We start from the raw sequence: 18,837 nt of genomic DNA on the forward strand, positions 1-18,837 counted from the left end.
GCTCAGCGCTTGGAAAGCAGGCCGCCCAGCGCGGCCTCGATCACCAGCCCCAGCAGCGAGTAGAGCAGCGAGCCGATCAGCGCGGCCACGAAGCCGTTGACGTGAAAGCCGCCGAGCAGGCCCGAAGCCGCCCAGAACAGCAGCGCGTTGATCACGAACAGGAACAGCCCGAGCGTGACGATGGTGACGGGCAGCGTCAGCACGACCAGCACCGGCCGCACGATCATGTTGAGCAGGCCGATCACCGCGGCCGCGATCAGCGCGGAGCCGAAGTTGTTGACCTGGACACCGCTATAGAGATAAGCCACCGCCAGCAGCGCGACAGCGCTGAGCAGCCATTTGATGATGATGCGCATGCGGCGCAGGATAACGCAGGGCCCGAAAAACAACGAGCCCCGGTGCGTTGCCGCACCGGGGCTCGTTGCAGGAATGACCGGGCCTGTCTTACTCGGCCAGCTCGTTCGCCAAGACCAGCAGCGCGCCCATGCCCATCACGGCGCCGGGAAAGGCCCAGCCCGACTGGTGCGCAGGCTTCTGGTCGGGCGTGACCGGCTCCATGTCGACACCGATCTTCGGGCGGCGCGCATCGACCACGTGGACCGCGCCATGCTCGCGCTTGAGCAGCGCCGTGAGCTCGGTGAGCGGGCCCTTGGCCAGCACCGGGGTCACCTGGCCGCCGTTGCGCTCCAGCAGCGGCAGCATCTGCGCCTGCACCTTGCTGAACCACTTGGCGCGCCAGTTCTCGCGCGCGCTGTGGCTCACCCACTTGCTGATGCGATGCGTCATGCGCGGCGCGCAGGCCACCAGCACCCAATGGCGCGCCACGACGCTGCCCGCGTCCGGCGCGAGTTCGGCGAACTGCTCGCTGGCGTAGGTGACGTCGTCGACGTAAAGAATGATCTTTTCCATGGCGTGCTCCTTCAGGTAGTTAGAGTGACAGAGACTGTGCGGGGCGGCAGGTTTCCGGGCGGTGGCGCGGGCTCAGTCGGCCGCCACGGCCGTTGCGGGCCGGCTGCGTGCATTGCGCGCGGCGATCCACTTGCCCAGGGCCAGCACCAGCAGCGCACCGGCAATGCCGGCAGCGTACTTGATGACGTCGGTCTGCGGCACCTTCGGCACCCAGGTCCAGGCCGCGGCGTTGGCCAGAGCCGGGTCGGACACGGCCATGGTGCCGGCGATCCAGCCGAGCAGCATGCCGCCCAGCGTGATGATCATCGGGAACTTGTCCATCAGCTTGATGACCAGCTGGCTGCCCCACACGATGATCGGGATGCTCACGAGCAGGCCGAAGATCACGAGCGGCATCTGGTGGCCTTCGCCCGCGCCTTGGGCGGCGCCGGCAATGGCGATGACGTTGTCCACGCTCATCACGAGGTCGGCAACGATCACGGTCTTGACGGCGCCCCACAGCTTGTCGCTGCCGGTGATGTTGCCGTGCGCGTCGTCATGCTCGGGCGCCAGCAGCTTCACGCCGATCCACACCAGCAGGATGGCGCCGACCAGCTTCAGGAACGGAATGGCCAGCAGCGTGAGCGCGAAGAAGATCAGGATCACGCGCAGGATGATGGCGCCGGCGGTGCCCCAAAGGATGCCCTTGGTGCGTTGTGCGGGCGGCAGCTTGCGGCAGGCCAGCGCGATCACGACGGCGTTGTCGCCCCCGAGCAGGATGTCGATCATGATGATCTGACCGACAGCGACCCAGAATTCCGGGGTCATGAACAGTTCCATAGATTCCTCTTTGTCTTCGCGCCCCTGTCTCTCCCTGCAGGGGTGACGACGGAAGGCGCATGCCGATGCGTTTCGATTCATCCTGGGCGGGAGAGATCGAAAGCGGGGGATGAAGGCCGGAGACTTTGGGGACCGCCGGGAGCTTGCAAACGCTTCGACCAAACCTGCACAGGTTCAAATCGAAGGTCTTGCTCGACAGCGCCCGCGCGAGCGCGCGTACGTTGCCCGGCAGGCCGGAAGTGTTTTGCTTCGTATTGACGACCTGACGATTCGCGCTGCCGTGGACAGCGGTCGGGAGCTACTCCCCTTCGTGGGGCGGATTAGAGCATCGAAGCCCGCGGCCGCGCAATCGAAAGTTTTCAGGGGCTTGAAGAGAACAGCTTGGAGATGCGCATGAACAGGGCGTGTGCTGCTATTTCTTTTGTAGCGATCTTGTCCCTTCGACGCTTCGGGACATTGCCGGACTATGATCGCCGTCCGCTGTTTTTTCACCTTTCATGGCCGCCATACACATCACCGACATCGAGGCCGCCATCAACCACTGGCGCGAGAAGACGCCCTCGCCCGACGGCATCACGCTCGGCCCCGAATTGCGCGCGCTGGCCGAGGTCTACGCGCTCATGGTCTTTCACCACGAGGACGAGGTCGACGAGGTCGGCTTCCCGCCCAAGGCCTGGGCCGCCTGGATGGCCTGGTACGAGAGCACGCCCGACACGCCCTGTATCGCGATCTGCTCCACCAGCCAGGGCGACGACGAATGCAAGGGCTGCGGGCGCAGCTTCGACGAAGTGCAGTTCTGGCCCGCCATGACCGCTGTCGAAAAGCGCGCCACGTGGCGCCGCATCACCATGGAAGATTCGGCCTGGCGCTTCAACCGCTATGCGGAGCGGGCGCGCGAGGCGCGTGACGAGGGGCCGGCGGCCGCCGCCGAGCCCGAGTTCGACCCCGACGACGAAAAGAACCGGGCTCCCTGACGATGCGCCGTCTCGCGCAAGCCCCCAACCTCGCGATCGCCACCGTGTGGGCGCACGCCTTGCGCGAAGAGGGCGTGGCCGCCACGGTGCAGCGCGAGTTCCTGGGTGCGGTCATGGGCCAGCTGCCGCCCGACCAGTGCCTGCCCGAGATATGGATCGACGACGAGACCCAGTTCGAGCTTGCGCAGCGCCTGCTGCACGAACTGCAGAACCGGCCGCAGCGCAACTGGCTGTGCGTGTGCGGCGAGCAGGTCGAAGGCGGCTTCGAGCAGTGCTGGCAGTGCGGCGAGATGATGCCGGCGGCCTAGCCGCGCGGCGCTATTTCCAGCGCAGCAGCTCGACGTCGACGCTGTTCGTGCCGTCGCCCAGCGTCAGCGTGTTTTCCTGGATGGTCGCCTGCAGCTGCATGCTGCGCTGCGCCAGCGCGGCCAGCGCCTGCGAGGCATCGGTCGGCACGCGGTAGACCTTCAGGTTCTTCGGCCGCGCGAGCTTGTTCTCCATGCCGCGCCACCAGATCTCGGCCGCGTGGTTGAAGCAGTAGACGATCACCTCGTCCGCCTTGCCGCAGGCCTTGAGCACGGGCTTGTCCTCGGGCTGGCCGACCTCGATCCAGATCTTGACCTGGCCGGTGAAGTCGCGCAGCCACACGTCTGGCTCCTCGACGTTCGACAGGCCGGCGCCGAAGGCCAGCGTGCCGTCGCCGTTGCAGATGTCCTGCAGCTGGTGCGCATTGAGCGCGAGCGCCACCAGCCGGATCATCATCCGTTCGTCGGTTTCGCTGGGGTGGCGCGCCAGGGTCAGCGCGTGGTCGGCGTAGTAGCCGTGGTCGATGTCGGCCACCGCGAGGGTGGCCTTGAAGATGGTGGACTTGAGGGCCATCAGATGCGCTTGGCCAGCTCGGCAGCCTTGCCGACGTAGCTGGCCGGCGTCATGGCGAGCAGGCGGGTCTTTTCCTCTTCCGGAATTTCCAGCGAACGGATCAGCCCGTGCAGCGCCTCGGCCGTCACCGTCTTGCCGCGCGTCACTTCCTTGAGCTGCTCGTAGGCGCCCTGCACGCCATAGCGGCGCATCACGGTCTGGATCGGCTCGGCCAGCACTTCCCACGAGGCGTCGAGGTCTTCGGCCAGCGCCTCCTCGTTGAGTTCGAGCTTGCCCAGGCCGGTGGCCAGGCTCGCATAGGCCAGTGTGGCGTAGCCGAAGGCCACGCCGATGTTGCGCAGCACCGTGCTGTCGGTCAGGTCGCGCTGCCAGCGGCTGATGGGCAGCTTCTCGCTCAGGTGGCGCAGCACCGCGTTGGCCAGGCCCAGGTTGCCTTCGGCGTTCTCGAAGTCGATCGGGTTGACCTTGTGCGGCATGGTCGAGGAGCCGATCTCGCCCTTCTTCAGGCGCTGCTTGAAGTAGCCCAGGCTCACGTAGCCCCAGATGTCGCGCGAGAAGTCGATCAGGATCGTGTTGGCGCGGGCCACCGCGTCGAACAGCTCGGCCATGTAGTCGTGCGGCTCGATCTGGATGCTGTACGGCTGGAAGCTCAGGCCCAGGCCCAGCGGCGCGGGCGTCTCGATGACCTTGCGGCTGAAGGCTTCCCAGTCGAACTCGGGCCAGGCGGCCAGGTGGGCGTTGTAGTTGCCGACCGCGCCGTTCATCTTGCCCAGCAGCTGCACCGAGGCGATCTGCGCGCGGGCCTTGGCCAGGCGCACCGCCACGTTGGCGATTTCCTTGCCCACCGTGGTCGGGCTGGCGGTCTGGCCGTGGGTGCGCGCGAGCATCGAGACATCGGCGAACTGGTGCGCCATTTCGCGCAGCTTGGCGATCAGGCCGTCGATGGCCGGCAGCATCACCTTTTCGCGCGCGGCCTGGATCTGCAGGGCGTGGCTGGTGTTGTTGATGTCTTCGCTGGTGCAGGCGAAGTGCACGAACTCGGCCGCGGCCAGCAGCTCCGGGCGGGCTTCGAACTTGGACTTGATCCAGTACTCGACCGCCTTGACGTCGTGGTTGGTGGTTTTTTCGATTTCCTTGATGGCCAGCGCGTCGGCCTCGGAAAAGTGGGCGACCAGGCCCAGCAGGTACTTGCGGGCGCCGCCCGTCAGGGGCTTGAATTCGGCGAAGCCGCAGTCGGACAGCGCAATGAACCACGCCACCTCGACTTGCACGCGCCGGTGCATATAGCCCTGCTCGCTCATCAGCGGGCGCAACGCCGCGAGTTTGGCCGCGTAGCGACCGTCAAGGGGGGAGAGGGCGGAAACGGTGGAAAAGCTCATGCCCGAATTTTAGGCGGCTGCCGCTCCGTGGGGCGCTACCTACACATCGGCGTCGATTTGGGGCCCTGGTTTTCCCGTTCACCTAAAATGACTATTAACGAATGTTGTAAATCTTAGGGAGAGAGCCTTCATGAAACTGATCGGATCCGCCGCCAGCCCGTATGTGCGCAAGGTGCGCGTGGTGCTGGCCGAAAAGCGGCTCGATTACCAGTTTGTCATCGAAGACGTCTGGGCTTCCGAGACCACCATTTCCAGCTCCAATCCCCTGGGGAAGGTGCCCTGCCTGATCATGGAAGGCGGCGAGGCGATGTTCGACTCGCGCGTGATCGTCGAGTACCTCGACACCCTGTCGCCGGTCGGCAAGCTGATTCCGCAGCAGGGCCGCGAGCGTGCCGAGGTCAAGACCTGGGAAGCGCTGGCCGACGGCGTCATGGACGCCGGCGTGCTCTGGCGCCTGGAAGCCACCTGGGCCGGGCGCAACGACGGCGAGCGCAGCGCCGCCTGGATCGAGCGCCAGCGTGCCAAGGTCGAGGACGGCGTCGCCGCCATGGCCAAGGGCCTGGCCGACAAGCCTTTCTGCAGCGGCATTCACCTGAGCCTGTCGGACATCGCGGTGGGCTGCACGCTGGGCTGGCTGGCCTTGCGCTTTCCTGAAATCGACTGGCGCGCCGACCACAGCAACCTGGCCAAGCTGTACGACAAGCTCATGTTGCGGCCCAGCTTCATCGACACGAAACCCTGACAAAAGGCGCCCCAAGGCGCCTTTTTCGTTGCTAGAGCCCCGTGAGCCGCGCCACCGCCGGAAAGTACAGCCGGTACGGCAGCAGCTGCATCAGCTTCATCCAGAAGGTGAAGCGGCGCGGAAAGTGAATCTCGAAATGGCCCCGTCGCCAGCCCGCGAGCATGGCTTCGGCGGCGGCGGCGGGCGTGATCAGTGCCGGCATCCTGAAATCGTTCTTCGCCGTGAGCGGCGTGTCGACGAAGCCCGGCTGCACCAGGCTCACGCCGATGCCGCGTGCATGCAGGTCCACGTACAGCACCTCGGCCAGGTTGGTCAGCGCCGCCTTGGTCGGCCCGTAGGCCAGGCTCTTCGGCAGCCCGCGGAACCCGGCCACGCTGCCCGTGATGGCGATGTGGCCCGCGTTGCGCGCCACGAAGCCGGGCAGCACCGCCGCCAGCACATGCAGCGCGCCGACGTAGTTGACCTGCTGGTGCACCAGCATCGTGTCGAGCGCGAACGCGTCCGCGCGCAGGGCGTCGTAGGTGGCGGCGTTGTGCAGCACGAAGTCGATCGCGCCGGTCACCGAGAGCAGATGCGCGTGGGCGGCGGCCACCGAGGCGGCGTCGCGCACGTCCAGCGGCAGCGCGATCACGCGCGGCGGCTGGCCGGCCTCGTTGTGCAGCGCCGCCAGTTCGTCGAGCGCCTCGCCGCTGCGCGCGGACACGCCCACGCGCGCGCCGCGCGCCAGCAGCGCCAGCACCGTGGCGCGGCCGATGCCCGAGGACGCGCCCACGACCCACGCCGTCTTGCCCTGCCAGTCGGTCAGCGGCGGATTGAGTGGCTTCAAGGAGAGACTTTCGGCAGGGGCAAGGAAGAAGAAGGGGCGGGGCCCGGCCGTATCACCAGCGCCCACAGCGCCAGCCCCGCCGCCACCTTGAGCACGCAGGGCAGCAGGCAGTACGCCAGGGACAGCGCCTGCAGCGCCGTGGCTTCCCGCGCGCCGGGCACGTAGCCCGCCAGCCCGAGCAACGGCAGCGCCAGGCCGGCGGCCAGCGCCAGGTTGAGCTTGGTCGCGAAGTTCCACCAGCCGAAGTAGGCGCCGGCGTTGGGCTGGTCGCCGGCCTCGGCAATGATTCCGGCCAGCAGCGCGCTCGGCAGCACCAGGTCGGAGCCGATGGCAAAACCCGACAGCGCGCACACCACCAGGAAGGGCACCGCGTCGCCCGCGCCCATGGCGCCGGCCCAGGCGAACACCACCACCGACATGCACATGCCGCCCAGCCAGGAGCGCGCCAGCCCGAAGCGCCGCACGATGCGCAGCCACACGGGAATCGACGCCGCGGCCATCACGAAGTACAGCCCCAGGAACGCGGGCTCCAGCGAGGCCGGTGCCTGCAGCCGGTCCTGCACGAAGAACAGCACCAGCGTGGCCGGCACCGCGCTGGCGATGCCGTTGAGCACGAACACCGCCAGCAACCGGCGAAACGCCGGGCGGCGCAGCGGCAGGCGCAGGTCGGCCGTCGCATGCGGGGCCGGCGTGCGCACCGGGCGCGGCGCCTGCGTCCACATCAGCCAGCCGACCGCCAGCAGCACGCCGAACAGCGCCACCATCGCGGGCAGCCCCGCCACGGTCGGCACGACCGACGCCAGCACCACGCCCACCAGCCCCATGCCTTCGCGCCAGCCCACGATGCGTCCGCGCTGCACCGCGTCGCCGCCCAGCATCGCGCCCCACGACTGGTGCGCGATGCTCAGCATGCTGTAGCCCGCATAGGTCACGGCCAGCAGCACGGCCGCCGCCGCCAGCAGCACGGCGTGGCGCGCGGGGTCGACCAGCAGCTGGGGAAAGAACAGCAGCCCGAAGCCCAGCAGCAGCACGCCCGCGGCAAAGGCGCCGAAGCCCAGCACCGCCCGCGGCGAGCGCGCATGCAGCCGGTCGCTGAGCCGCCCGAGCAGCGGGTCGATCAGCGCATCGAGCAGCCGCGCGCCCAGCAGCACCGCGCCCAGCGTGGCCAGCGGCACGCCGAAGGCGCGCGCGTAGTGGTTGGGCAGCAGCACATAGAGCGGCAGCGCGACGAACGCGAGCGGCAACCCTAGCAGCCCGTAGCGCAGGCCGTCCAGGGTTCCGAAGCGGGAGGAAGAAGAGGCAGGGGGCACGAAGGGCCGCGCGTTTCTATCGCTTGCGCAGCGTGTACTGGACCACGTCGATGTTGGCCTGCGAGAACGCGGCCTCGCAGTAGGCCAGGTAGAACTCCCAGATGCGCATGAAGCGCTCGTCGAAGCCCAGTTGCAGGATGTGGGCGCGCTGCGCCAGGAAGCTCTCGCGCCAGCGGCGCAGCGTCTCGGCGTAGTCCGCGCCGAAGGCGAATTCGTCCACCACGTCCAGCCCCGCGGCCTCGGCCTCGCGGCGGAACTCGCGCGGGCACGGCAGGCAGCCGCCCGGGAAAATGTACTGCTGGATGAAGTCGGTCGAGTCGATGTAGCGGTCGAACAGCTCGTCGTCGATCACGATGCTCTGCACGCAGGCGCGCCCGCCCGGCTTCAGCAGCCGGCTCACGCTCTGGAAGTAGGTCGGCCAGTATTCGCGGCCCACCGCCTCCACCATCTCGATGGAGCACACGGCGTCGAAGGGCGCGTCCTTGATGTCGCGGTAGTCCTGCAGGCGCAGGTCGGTGCCCATGCCGGCGGTGCGGTTCTGGGCAAAGGCCAGTTGCTCGGTGGACAGCGTCACGCCTGTCACCGAGGCGCCGAAGTCGGTGGCGGCCATCTCGGCCAGGGCGCCCCAGCCGCAGCCGATCTCGAGCACGCGGTCGCAGGGTTTCACGCGCGCCAGCTCCAGCGCGCGGCGCACCTTGGCGCGTTGCGCCACGGGCATCGGCCTGGCGAGGTCGCCTTCGAACCAGGCGGACGAATAGTTCATCGTCTCGTCGAGCCAGAGCTTGTAGAAGGCGTTGCCCAGGTCGTAGTGCGCGTGGATGTTGCGCGAGCTGCCGGTCTTGCTGTTGCGGTTCATGATGTGCCGCACGCGGTACACCAGCCGGCCGAACCAGCTGCCGTACACCACGTCCTCGATGGCGCGGCGGTTGGCGATGAACACCTTGATCAGCTCGGTGAGGTTGGGCGTGGTCCAGTCGCCGGCGATGTAGCTCTCGGCAAAGCCGATGTCGCCCGACTTGAGCGCCGCCTGGCACACGTTCCAGTTGCGCAGCGTGAGCGAGGCCGTGGGGCCGCTGCCCGGCGTGGCGCCGAAATGGCGCACCGAGTCGTCCGGCAGGCGCACGGTGAGCGAGCCGTAGGACAGCCGCTGCAGCAGGCCGAGCACGGTGCGCGCGGAACCGGGTGCGTCTTGAGGAAGCGAAAAGCGGGAGGCCGTGGTGGTGGAGGTCATTCGAATGCCTTCGTGCGTCGCACTACGGTGCGAGCTTGCTTGGGGCGGCCCGGCGCGCCGCACGCGGATTCGCCTGCTGCTGGGGGTTGTCGCGTGAAACGAAATGGGTGGGCGGTGCCGGCTTGGGCACGAAAGGCACGCGCTTGATCCAGAGCTTCGCGGCCTGCCAGTGGATGCGTGCGATCAGCCCGAAGGTCATGGCGGGGTAGCGCCACAGCGCGCGCCGCACGCTGGCCGCGGTCATCGGCACGAGGTCGCCGCTCACGCTGGTCTGCAGCAGCGGGCCGTCGGCGTCGTCGTGGTCGATGCGCACCACGGTGCGCGTGAGGCCGGCATCGACGAAGAAGCGAAAGCGGTAGTCGCCGGCGACGCGGCAGAACGGCGAGACGTGGAAGGCCTTGGTCGCCTTCAGTTCCGCGCCGTACACGGGCTGGTCGAGCAGGTAGCAATGGCGCTCGCCGAAGGTGTTGTTCACCTCGACCACGATGGTGCGCAGCACGCCTTCGGGTGTGTGGCAGTACCAGAAGCTCACCGGCTTGAAGGTGTAGCCGAACACGCGCGGGTAGCAGTGCAGCCAGGCTTCGCCGGTGGCGTCGTGGATCTGGTGCGCAGCCAGCAGCTCGTCGAGCCAGCCCAGCGCGCCGCCCTGCGCGGGTGCGCGGCCGTCGCCATGGTCGACGTCGTGAAAGGACAGCGGCGCCCGCCGGTTGAGCGCCAGCGTGCCGGCGGGCCGCGCGCGCAGGGCCCGCATCGGCAGCATCAGGAAATAGGTCGGGTAGGCGAAGGCGTTGCGCGCCGGGCGCAAGCGCGTGTGGCGCACCTCGCCGAAGCCCATCAGCGGGGTCGGCATCGGCTGCGGCTGGGTCATACCAGCGCACTCCCCATGGCGTCGATCGGTGCGTCCTGGCGCGCCAGGCGCGCGCGCAGGCCCTGGGCCGCGGCCAGCCCGGCCTTCAGGCCGTCTTCATGGAAGCCGTAGCCCATCCACGCGCCCGCGAACCAGGTGTTGCGCTGGCCTTGCAGGGCGGGCACCTCGCCTTGCGCGCGGAGGGCGGCAAGGTCGAGCACCGGGTGGTCGTAGTCGTATTCGGCCATCACCTGACTACGCTGGATCTCGCGCACCGGATTCAACGAAACGACGACCGGTTGCTCCCACGGCAGCGGCTGCAGCTTGTTGAGCAGGTAATGCAGGCAGACCCGGCCCGCTTCGCGCTCGCCGGCGGCCGCGCGCTCGTAGTTCCAGGCGGCCCAGGCGGACCGTCGCTGCGGCAGCACGGCGGCATCGGTGTGCAGCACGGCGTGGTTCGCCTGGTAGCGGATGGCGCCCAGCACCGCCGCCTCGGCCGGGCTGGCGTCGCCGCCCAGCATGGCAAGCGACTGGTCGCAGTGGGTGGCGAGCACCACGTGGTCGAAGTACTCGGTGCCGGCATCGGTGGTCACGCGCACATCGACGCCCGAGCGGCTGATGTGGCGCACCGGTGTGTTCAGGCGCTTGTCGGCCAGGCCGGCGACGATCTTTTCCACGTAGTTGCGCGAGCCGCCGCGAACGGTGCGCCACTGCGGCCGGTTGGCGATCTGGATCAGGCCGTGGTTGTGGCAGAAGCGGATCATGGTGGCCACCGGGAACGCCAGCATCTGCGTGGTCGAGCAGCTCCAGATGCAGCCCATCATGGGCAGGAAGTACCAGTCTCTGAAGGCCGCGCCGAATCGATGGGCGTCGAGGAACTCGCCCAGCGGCTGGGCCAGTTCGCCCTCGGTGCCGGCCTGCGCGATGCGCGTGGTCAGGCGGTTGAAACGCAGCAGGTCGCCCAGCATGCCGAGGAAGCGGGCGTCGAACAGGTTGCGCCGCTGCGCGAACACGGTGCTCAGGTTGTTGCCGCTCCATTCGAGCGGGCCGCCGCCGTCGTCGCGCGTGGCCTGCACCGAGAACGACATCTCGGACAGCGCCGTCTCGACGCCGAGCTCCGAGAACAGGCGAATCAGCTGGGGGTAGGTGCGGTCGTTGTAGACCAGGAAGCCGGTGTCGACGCCATGGGCGACGCGGGTGGTGTCTGTGGCGGAGCGCGCAAGCTCGATCGTTGCCGTGTGGGCGTGACCACCGAAGTAGTCACTGGCTTCGAAGAGGGTGACGGCGGCCACGTCGCGCAGCGCGTGGGCTGCGGCCAGTCCCGAGATGCCGGCGCCGACGACGGCGATGCGGGTGGTGTGCGTCACGGCGCACCCGCCGTCCGGCTGGAAGACAAAAATGCTGCGAGGCGCCCCGACGCGAAGGAGGGAGGGAGGGAGGAGGAGAAGAATCGCCTCGGGATTTCGACCGGACGGCAGGCGCCCGGAAGACCTCGCAACATGAAAACCTGTGGGCACTCACTGCCCACGCAAGTTAGGAGCGCGGCATCCGAGGCACGGTTCCCTCGCGTTTGGTAAACGTTTGTTTCTGTGAGTTCACAATGGCTTGGACGCATCGGTAGATAATATTACCGATGCGTCGTGTTGTGAACTGCTCAGTCTTAATTTGGTCCGAGTTGCTTCTCGATGACGTTCACGAACCCGTTTTCGTCCGGCGCCGTCATGCTCGACCATGCCTGCACGACCTTGCCGTCGCGCCCGATCAGGTACTTGTAGAAATTCCACTTCGGTGTGGTGCCTGAAGCCTGCGCCAACTGCTTGAACAGCGGATTGGCGTCGGTGCCGCGCACCGACGACTTGGCGAACATCGGGAATTTCACGCCGAAGGTGCTTTCGCAGAAGTCGGCAATTTCCTTGTTGGAGCCCGATTCCTGCGAGAAATCGTTCGACGGAAAGCCCAGCACCACGAGGCCGCGCGAGCGGTATTTCAGGTCCAGCGCCTCCAGACCCTTGTATTGCGGCGTGAAACCGCAGAAGCTGGCCGTATTGACTACCAGAACCACCTTGCCGGAGTACTGGCAGAGACTTTGGGGTTTTTCATCCTGCAGCCGCGGGAAGGTGTGTTGCAGCACCGCGGGGCAACCCGACGGTTGCACCGCGGCGGGGGCGGCGGGTGTGGTCTGGGCACCGGCGGGCAGGGCTGAAATGAGGCTCGCCACGAGGGAAACAGCCGGTACGCAGTGCCACCGCATCGACAATCGGGAGAGGGGTCGCATGGCGGGCTCCAGGTTCGAAAAAGGGGGGTGTGCATCCGCGTTGCCACGGCGCACGTATTCGCATCATCGCGCTTCTGTCATGGTCGCGCCAAACGTGCCGACTAAAATCGACGGCCATAGAAAGACATTGATGCTCTATCCGGAACTCTTCAGACAACTCGAATCCGTCCGCTGGGACATGGAAAAAGACATTCCCTGGCAATCGTTCGACGCGACATTGCTGACGGACGAGCAGGCGCAAACCATCAAGATGAATGCCATCACCGAGTGGGCGGCGTTGCCGGCCACCGAGATGTTCCTGCGCGACAACCGCCACGACAGCGACTTCTCCGCCTTCATGTCGATCTGGTTCTTCGAGGAACAGAAGCATTCGCTTGTGCTCATGGAGTACCTGAAGCGTTTCAGCCCCCAGCACGCGCCCACCGAGGCGGAACTGCACGAAGTGCGCTTCGACTTCGACCCGGCCCCCCCGCTCGAAACCCTCATGCTGCACTTCTGCGGCGAGATCCGCCTCAACCACTGGTACCGCCGTGCCGCCCAGTGGCACACCGAGCCGGTCATCAAGCACATCTACACCACGCTGAGCCAGGACGAAGCCCGCCACGGCGGCGCCTACCTGCGCTACATGAAGCGCGCGATGGAAAAGTTCGGCGACGAGGCCCGTGCCGCCTTCACCAAGGTCGGCGTCCTGATGGCCAGCGCCCGGCGCACCGCGCAGGCCCTGCACCCGACCAACCTGCACGTCAACAAGGCGCTGTTTCCCAACGACACCATCCAGAGCCGCATGCCCGACCCCGACTGGCTGGAGCACTGGCTCGACAAGCAGATCAAGTTCGACGCCGTCTGGGAGACCAAGGTGGGCGAACGCATCCTGCACAACCTGAGCCTGCTGATGGACCGCAGCTTCAAGACCGTGCAGGAGCTCAACCGCTACCGCAAGGAAATCTCGGCCACCCTCGGCCCCAAGCCCGAATACCAGGGCGCCTGATTCAAGAAACGCCCCGCACCCCGGGGCGTTTTTTTGAGGCCGCCGTCACAAACGGGGAATGCCAGCCGTCTAGCCCTCATGGACGACGCCACCCTCACCTTCAACCGCCTGCGCCCCCGGCTGCAGGGCATTGCCTACCGCATGCTCGGCGCCATGGCCGAGGCGGAAGAGGTCGTGCAGGACGCCTGGTTGCGCTGGCATGAAGCCGCCCGGGACACTTTCGACAGCGCCGACGCCTGGCTCGTGACGGTGGTCACCCGCCTGTCGATCGACCGGCTGCGCGCCGCCAAGGTCGAGCGCGAGCACTACATCGGCACCTGGATGCCCGAGCCCACCCTGACGGGCGCCCCCGACACCCCCGAGCAACTGCTGGAGCGCGCCGACAACGTCTCGGTCGCCTTCCTGGCCGTGCTCGAACGCCTCGCGCCCGAAGCGCGTGCCGCCTTCCTGCTGCGCGAGGTGTTCGACGCCGACTACGAGGACCTTGCCCGCACCCTCGGCAAGACCGAGGCCGCCTGCCGCCAGCTGGTGCACCGCGCCAAGGCCCAGGTGCTGGACGCACGCCCGCGCTTCAGCGTGCCGCGCGAGACGCACGAGCGGTTGCTGCGCGCCTTCGCCGATGCCGCCGTGCGCGGCAGCCTGCAGGACTTGAAGGCGCTGATGTCGGAAGACGCCGAACTGCTGAGCGACGGCGGCGGCAAGGTGCCGAGCTTCGGCAAGATCCTGCGCGGCAGCCAGCGGCTGGCCCAGCTCTACTTCGCCGTCTGGCGGCGCTCGGGGGGCGCGGCCATGCGCGTGGAGGTGGTCGACATCAATGGCGAGCCCGGCCTGCTGCGTTTCGTCGACGGCCAGCTCGAATCGGCGCAGACCTTCGAAATAGAGAACGACCGCATCGTGCGCATCCGCGCGCAGCGCAATCCGGACAAGCTCGCGCGCATCGCCCGGCGCGTTGCATCGAAATAATTCGCGCGGCGTGTCACAGGGCGCAGGGTTCGCCCGTCTTCAGTGGGTAAGCAGATTTCATCGTCAACCACCCTGGAGATAGTCACCGTGAACACTGCCCCCCGCCTCGCCTGGTTCAAGATCGCGCCCAAGGCCTTCCAGGCCATGCTCGGCGTCAACGGCGCCATCGAATCGACCACGCTCGGCAAGAAGCTGGTCGACCTGGTCTTCGCCCGCGTCTCGCAGATCAACGGCTGCGCCTACTGCCTGGACATGCATGTGCGCGACCTGCGCGTGCAGGGCGAAGACTGGCAGCGCATCAACAGCCTGGCCACCTGGCGCGAAGTGAGCTTCTACGACGCGCGCGAACGCGCCGCACTCGGCTGGGCCGAGAGCCTGACGCGCCTGTCCAGCGACCACGGCTCGCGCGACGTGGAGTACGAAGCGGTGAAGGCCCAGTTCAACGAGCTCGAAATCGTCGAGCTCTCGGTGGCCATCGCGCAGATCAATGCATGGAACCGTTTGGGCGTGGGCATGCAGCTGCCGGTGGCAGCCAAGCCGATCGACTGACTGAGCGATGCCCTGTGCGGGCGTGGGCTCGGTCAGCGCCGCTCGACCACCATCGGCGAGATGCGCAGGGTGTCGCGCAGCTGCGTGACGGCTTCGCCGGCCGCGTTGCGCGAGGGGAAGGGCCCGGCCTGCAGCCGGTGCGTGCCTGCTTCGCTGAACACCCGCAACTGCGGCGCCAGCGAAGGCAGGCCGCGCGCGGCCTGGTTCAGCAGGCTCTCGGCGCCGTCGCGTTCGCGGAACGCGCCCAGTTGCACCCAGAAGCCCTGCAGCGCGGCGGACGGCGCGGGTGCGCCGGGCGGCAACGGCGGCGGTGACGACGGTGCCGCCTGCAGCGGCGCCAGGTCGTTGACCACGATGGCCGGCCGCGACGGCGGCGTGGAGGGCGGCCACTGCGCCGATTCCGTTTCGGCCCCCGCCGAGGCACCGGAAGCGGCGGATGGGGCCGCTGTCATCGGCGTCTGCGGCACGACCGGCATCGTCGAGGCCGGCGGTGGAATGTCGTTGTACGCCGCACCGACCGGCGCCACCCATTCGGCCGGCACGCGCACCTGCTGGGCGCTCGCCACGCGCGTCGCCGGCATGCGCACCGGAACGGCCATGGGTGCGGCAGTGGGCGCGGCAGCAGGTGCCGCGGCGGCATACGCCGTGTCCGAGTCGCGCCGCCAGGCGCCGGTGCGGATGTCCTCGTTGGTGATCCGTTCGATCTCCACCGGTGCCACGCCGCGCAGCAGGTCGAGCTTCAGCGCGGCCGTGTAGCTCAGGTCGATGACGCGGCCGTCGACGAAGGGCCCGCGGTCGTTCACCCGCACGATCACCTCGCGTCCGTTGGCCGGATTGCGCACGCGCACATAGCTGGGCAGCGGCAGCGTCTTGTGCGCGGCCGTCATGGCGTACATGTCGTAGGGCTCGCCGCTGGACGTCGACGCCGCATGGAACTTGCTGCCATACCACGAGGCCATTCCGGACTCGCGGAACGGCCGGTCGTCGGTGACCGGCGCATAGCCGCGGCCCAGCACCGTGTAGGGCTTGCTGGTGCCGCCGCTGGTGCGGATCGGCTCGATGCGGGGCTCGGCGTCGGGCACGCTGGCAAGGTCCGGCGGAATGTGGCTGCCGGGGCCGTCGCGGCCGCTGGCGACGCCGCCGCCGGTGCGTGTGCTGCTCGCGCAACCGGCCAGAAGTACGGCGACCACGACCGCGCACACAGCGAGTGCCTGTCGCGGTTCGCGCCAGGAACACCGCGGAACCGGCTTTGCCGGGCCGCCGGTGTTGCCCCCGGCGAGGGGGGTGGCGAAGCGACACGAAGTGCGCGAAGCCGGGGGGTGAGCCAGATCAGCCAAACACGGCCTTCCACAGCGCCAGCATGGCGTCGCGCTCGGCGGCCAGTGCGGGCGGGGTGACTTGCGTCGGTTCTTCGTTCAGGCGTGCGCGGTGCTGCACGCGGCGCAGCTCGCGGTAGGCGCGCGCCGCGCTGCGGCCCACGCCCTCGGGTAGCATGCCGGCCAGTTCGGCGCGCAGCAGCAGCGCGATGTTGCCCACGTTCGGAATCAGCTCGGGGTGTTCGCCGGACGACGACAGCACCAGGAACTGCACCGCGAACTCGGCATCGACCATGCCGCCGGGGCTGTGCTTCACGTCGAAGCGGCCGGCCTTCACCGGCCGCGCGCCGCGCAGCTTGTCGCGCATGGCGATGATCTCGGCCTTCAGCGCCTCGCGGTCGCGCGGCGCCACCAGCACGGCCTCGCGCACCTGGTCGAAGCGCGCACCCAGTTCGGCGCCGTGGTCCTCGCTGCCCAGCACGAAGCGCGCGCGCGTCATGGCCTGGTGCTCCCAGGTCCACGCCGTGTTGCTGCCGCGGCCGAGCTGGTACTTCTCGTAGGCCTGGAAGCTGGTGGTCAGCAGGCCCGAGTTGCCGTTGGGCCGCAGGGCCGTGTCGATCTCGAACAGGTCGCCTTCGCGCGTCTTCACCGTGAGCCAGTTGATCAGCTTGCGCACGTAGGCCGCATACACCTCGCCGGCGCGCTCGTCGTCGTCGTCGTACACGAACACGATGTCCAGGTCGCTGCCGTAGCCCAGTTCCTTGCCGCCCAATTTGCCGTAGCCGATGATGGCGAACTGCGCCACCTCGCGGTGCCGGTTGCGCACATGCGGCCAGCACCAGCGGGCCGTCACGCGCAGCGTGGTGTCGGCCAGCGCGCTCAGGTCGTCGGCCACCTGCTCCACCGTGATGCGGCCGTCCACGTCACGCGCCAGGGTGCGGAACACCTCGGCGTGGTGCGCATGGCGCAGCAGGTTGAGCAGGCGCTCCTCATCGGCCTCGCCGGTGCGGGTGAGCGAGGCGTGGCGCGCCTCGAGCTCGCGCTCGAACTCGGCCGCCACGAAGCGGCCCGAGAGCATTTCGTCGCTGGCCAGCTCGTCGATCACGCCGGGGTGCTGCATCAGGTAGCGCGCGGGCCACTTCGCCGAGCCCAGCAGGCGCAGCAGGCGCTCCTGCACGGCCGGGCGTTCGACCAGCAGCGCCAGGTAGCTCTCGCGGCGCATCAGCGGCTCGATCCAGTCGGCCCAGCGCAGCGCGGCATCGACGTGGCGCGGCGTCTGTCCCTCGCCATCGCCGTCGGGTTCCTTCAGCCACGCGCCGGTGCGCTGCACCAGCTGGCGCAGCCGTGCGCGGGTGTCTTCGCGCAGGGCCAGCACGCGCGGCTGCTCGCACCAGTCGCGGATGCGCTCGGCGAAGGCGGGAGGCAGGTCGCCGAGCAGGTCGGCCAGCTCGGCGGGCGCAGCGGCCTTCTTGCCGCTGCACTTGCCGCTGCAGGGCTTGTCGCTGCCGAGCAGCTTGTCGAACTCCTGCGCGACGAACTCGCGGTGCGTGTCGAGCTGCGCGAGGAACGGGCAGCAGTCGGCATAGCCCATGGTCTGGGCGATCCAGCGCAGGTCGTCGTCGGCCACCGGCAGCACGTGGGTCTGCTGGTCGTCCAGGTACTGGATGCGGTGTTCCACGCGGCGCAGGAACTCGTAGGCCTGCGCCAGCGCGTCGGCGCTTTCCTGCGGCATCAGGCCGGCGCGCGCCAGCCGCTGCAGCGCGTCGAGCGTGGGCCGCGTGCGCAGTTCGGGGAACTGGCCGCCGCGCACCACCTGCAGCAGCTGCACGGTGAACTCGATCTCGCGGATGCCGCCACGCGACAGCTTCACGTCGTTGGCGCGCTCGGGCCGGCCCGCGCTGCGGCGCGCCGACTGCTCGCGGATCTGCCGATGCAGCACGCGCAGCGCATCGAACACGCTGTAGTCGAGGTAGCGGCGGAACACGAAGGGCAGCACCGCGCCGCGCAGGCCCTGGGCCTGGCCCGCCAGCACGATGTCGCGCGGCGCCACCACGCGGCTCTTCATCCAGGCAAAGCGCTCCCATTCGCGGCCCTGCACCTGGAAATACTCTTCCAGCGCATCGAGCGAGACCACGCTGGGCCCCGAGTTGCCGTTGGGCCGCAGCGCCAGGTCGACGCGGAACACGAAGCCGTGCTCGGTGGTGTCGCCCACCAGCGCATAGATGCGCTTCACGGCGCGCGAGAAGTACTCCTGGTTCGACAGCCGGCCGCGGCCGTCGGCGTCGCCCTTCGTCTCGCCGTCGACGTCGTAGAGGTAGATGAGGTCGATGTCGCTCGACACGTTGAGCTCGCGCGCACCCAGCTTGCCCATGCCCACGACCCACAGTTGCGCGCGCTGGCCCTCGGGGCCGAGCGGGGCGCCGTGCACCGCATCGAGTTCATGGCAGGCGTCCTGGCAGGCGACATCGAGGGCCAGTTCGGCCAGCTCGGTGACCGCGGTGGTCACCACGGCCAGCGGCGCCTGCGCGTCGCAATCGAGGGTGACGAGCCGTTCCATCACCAGCTGCCGCACAATTCGCAGTGCATCGCCCACGCTGTCCCCACGTCGGCGCAATGCCTCGTAGGCCACAGTCATCGATTCGCGCCGCGGCGCGCCAGGGGGAAGCCATGAAAGCTCGGCCGCGTACCTGCGACGCAGGCGCTGCACGAAGCGCGAGTAGGAGGAGAACGCGGTTTGCGTCGATGTGGCTTGCAACTGGTTCACACTGCTGTCGGTTTCCGTGGAACCCCTCTGAATGCTGGCGGTCATAATTCCCGACACAGCGCGATC

General features: G+C 68.3%; 19 protein-coding genes. 6 read left to right on the top strand and 13 right to left on the bottom strand.

The features are described from left to right. Window positions 1–2: 2 nt before the first annotated feature. The 3 genes from ACSFBM_RS24845 to ACSFBM_RS24855 all read right to left on the bottom strand — a co-directional run bounded on the left by ACSFBM_RS24845 (window position 3) and on the right by ACSFBM_RS24855 (window position 1,728). Window positions 3–356, bottom strand: a complete 354-nt coding sequence (locus tag ACSFBM_RS24845; RefSeq protein WP_435437376.1) for a phage holin family protein — start codon at window positions 354–356, stop codon at window positions 3–5. 88 nt (window positions 357–444) lie between these two features. Beyond that, window positions 445–909, bottom strand: coding sequence for a hypothetical protein (locus tag ACSFBM_RS24850; protein ID WP_435486763.1), 465 nt, complete (start codon window positions 907–909; stop codon window positions 445–447). 72 nt (window positions 910–981) lie between these two features. Next, the gene (locus ACSFBM_RS24855) at window positions 982–1,728 is read right to left on the bottom strand and encodes a TerC family protein (RefSeq protein ID WP_435486764.1); all 747 of its coding nucleotides are present in this window, start codon (window positions 1,726–1,728) and stop codon (window positions 982–984) included. Window positions 1,729–2,225: 497 nt separating this feature from the next. On the opposite strand from ACSFBM_RS24855, the gene ACSFBM_RS24860 reads away from it, so the two are divergent. Together ACSFBM_RS24860 and ACSFBM_RS24865 are read left to right on the top strand one after the other, a co-directional pair. After that, entirely contained in the window at window positions 2,226–2,702 is a 477-nt protein-coding gene (locus tag ACSFBM_RS24860) for a DUF3717 domain-containing protein (protein ID WP_435486765.1), read from the top strand. 2 nt (window positions 2,703–2,704) lie between these two features. Continuing rightward, on the top strand, window positions 2,705–3,010 hold the full coding sequence (locus ACSFBM_RS24865) for a putative signal transducing protein (protein ID WP_435437380.1): 306 nt from the start codon (window positions 2,705–2,707) through the stop codon (window positions 3,008–3,010). A 10-nt stretch (window positions 3,011–3,020) separates the two neighbouring features. Here the strand turns inward: ACSFBM_RS24865 and ACSFBM_RS24870 are convergent, their stop codons facing one another. Next, window positions 3,021–3,581, bottom strand: coding sequence for a YaeQ family protein (locus tag ACSFBM_RS24870; protein WP_435486766.1), 561 nt, complete (start codon window positions 3,579–3,581; stop codon window positions 3,021–3,023). Beyond that, window positions 3,581–4,960 carry an adenylosuccinate lyase gene (purB, locus tag ACSFBM_RS24875; protein WP_435486767.1) on the bottom strand — a complete coding sequence of 460 codons (1,380 nt, stop codon included), beginning with the start codon at window positions 4,958–4,960 and terminating at the stop codon, window positions 3,581–3,583. Before purB ends, ACSFBM_RS24870 begins: the two co-directional genes overlap by 1 nt. Window positions 4,961–5,090: 130 nt before the next feature. Here purB and ACSFBM_RS24880 point away from each other — a divergent pair, with 130 nt between their 5' ends. Continuing rightward, entirely contained in the window at window positions 5,091–5,702 is a 612-nt protein-coding gene (locus ACSFBM_RS24880) for a glutathione S-transferase N-terminal domain-containing protein (RefSeq protein ID WP_435486768.1), read from the top strand. A 31-nt stretch (window positions 5,703–5,733) separates the two neighbouring features. Here ACSFBM_RS24880 and ACSFBM_RS24885 read toward each other — a convergent pair whose 3' ends face one another. From ACSFBM_RS24885 to ACSFBM_RS24910, 6 genes are all read right to left on the bottom strand, one after another. Then, window positions 5,734–6,528, bottom strand: a complete 795-nt coding sequence (locus ACSFBM_RS24885) for an SDR family NAD(P)-dependent oxidoreductase (RefSeq protein WP_435486769.1) — start codon at window positions 6,526–6,528, stop codon at window positions 5,734–5,736. Then, window positions 6,525–7,838: an MFS transporter gene (locus tag ACSFBM_RS24890; protein ID WP_435486770.1), complete on the bottom strand. Its 1,314-nt coding sequence runs from the start codon at window positions 7,836–7,838 to the stop codon at window positions 6,525–6,527. The genes ACSFBM_RS24885 and ACSFBM_RS24890 overlap by 4 nt, the downstream gene beginning before the upstream one ends. Before the next feature lie 16 nt (window positions 7,839–7,854). After that, window positions 7,855–9,069, bottom strand: a complete 1,215-nt coding sequence (locus ACSFBM_RS24895; protein WP_435486771.1) for a class I SAM-dependent methyltransferase — start codon at window positions 9,067–9,069, stop codon at window positions 7,855–7,857. A 22-nt stretch (window positions 9,070–9,091) separates the two neighbouring features. Next, the gene (locus ACSFBM_RS24900; RefSeq protein WP_435486772.1) at window positions 9,092–9,937 is read right to left on the bottom strand and encodes a DUF1365 domain-containing protein; all 846 of its coding nucleotides are present in this window, start codon (window positions 9,935–9,937) and stop codon (window positions 9,092–9,094) included. Continuing rightward, the gene (locus tag ACSFBM_RS24905; RefSeq protein ID WP_435486773.1) at window positions 9,934–11,283 is read right to left on the bottom strand and encodes an NAD(P)/FAD-dependent oxidoreductase; all 1,350 of its coding nucleotides are present in this window, start codon (window positions 11,281–11,283) and stop codon (window positions 9,934–9,936) included. Before ACSFBM_RS24905 ends, ACSFBM_RS24900 begins: the two co-directional genes overlap by 4 nt. 293 nt (window positions 11,284–11,576) lie before the next feature. Continuing rightward, on the bottom strand, window positions 11,577–12,191 hold the full coding sequence (locus ACSFBM_RS24910; protein ID WP_435486792.1) for a glutathione peroxidase: 615 nt from the start codon (window positions 12,189–12,191) through the stop codon (window positions 11,577–11,579). A 130-nt stretch (window positions 12,192–12,321) separates the two neighbouring features. Here ACSFBM_RS24910 and ACSFBM_RS24915 point away from each other — a divergent pair, with 130 nt between their 5' ends. The 3 genes from ACSFBM_RS24915 (at window position 12,322) to ACSFBM_RS24925 (ending at window position 14,691) form a co-directional block, all read left to right on the top strand. After that, a complete protein-coding gene (locus tag ACSFBM_RS24915; RefSeq protein ID WP_435437390.1) occupies window positions 12,322–13,179 on the top strand; it encodes a ferritin family protein in 858 nt (285 codons plus the stop codon). A gap of 78 nt (window positions 13,180–13,257) precedes the next feature. Further along, on the top strand, window positions 13,258–14,142 hold the full coding sequence (locus ACSFBM_RS24920; RefSeq protein ID WP_435486774.1) for an RNA polymerase sigma-70 factor: 885 nt from the start codon (window positions 13,258–13,260) through the stop codon (window positions 14,140–14,142). 87 nt (window positions 14,143–14,229) lie between these two features. Then, on the top strand, window positions 14,230–14,691 hold the full coding sequence (locus tag ACSFBM_RS24925; protein ID WP_435486775.1) for a carboxymuconolactone decarboxylase family protein: 462 nt from the start codon (window positions 14,230–14,232) through the stop codon (window positions 14,689–14,691). 32 nt (window positions 14,692–14,723) lie between these two features. Here the strand turns inward: ACSFBM_RS24925 and ACSFBM_RS24930 are convergent, their stop codons facing one another. Further along, window positions 14,724–15,881, bottom strand: coding sequence for a septal ring lytic transglycosylase RlpA family protein (locus ACSFBM_RS24930; protein ID WP_435486776.1), 1,158 nt, complete (start codon window positions 15,879–15,881; stop codon window positions 14,724–14,726). A gap of 139 nt (window positions 15,882–16,020) precedes the next feature. Further along, on the bottom strand, window positions 16,021–18,816 hold the full coding sequence (gene glnE, locus ACSFBM_RS24935) for a bifunctional [glutamate--ammonia ligase]-adenylyl-L-tyrosine phosphorylase/[glutamate--ammonia-ligase] adenylyltransferase (RefSeq protein ID WP_435486777.1): 2,796 nt from the start codon (window positions 18,814–18,816) through the stop codon (window positions 16,021–16,023). Between the last annotated feature and the right edge of the window lie 21 nt (window positions 18,817–18,837).

It is taken from the genome of Variovorax pasteuri (genome assembly GCF_051216435.1).
Lineage (GTDB): Bacteria > Pseudomonadota > Gammaproteobacteria > Burkholderiales > Burkholderiaceae_C > Variovorax.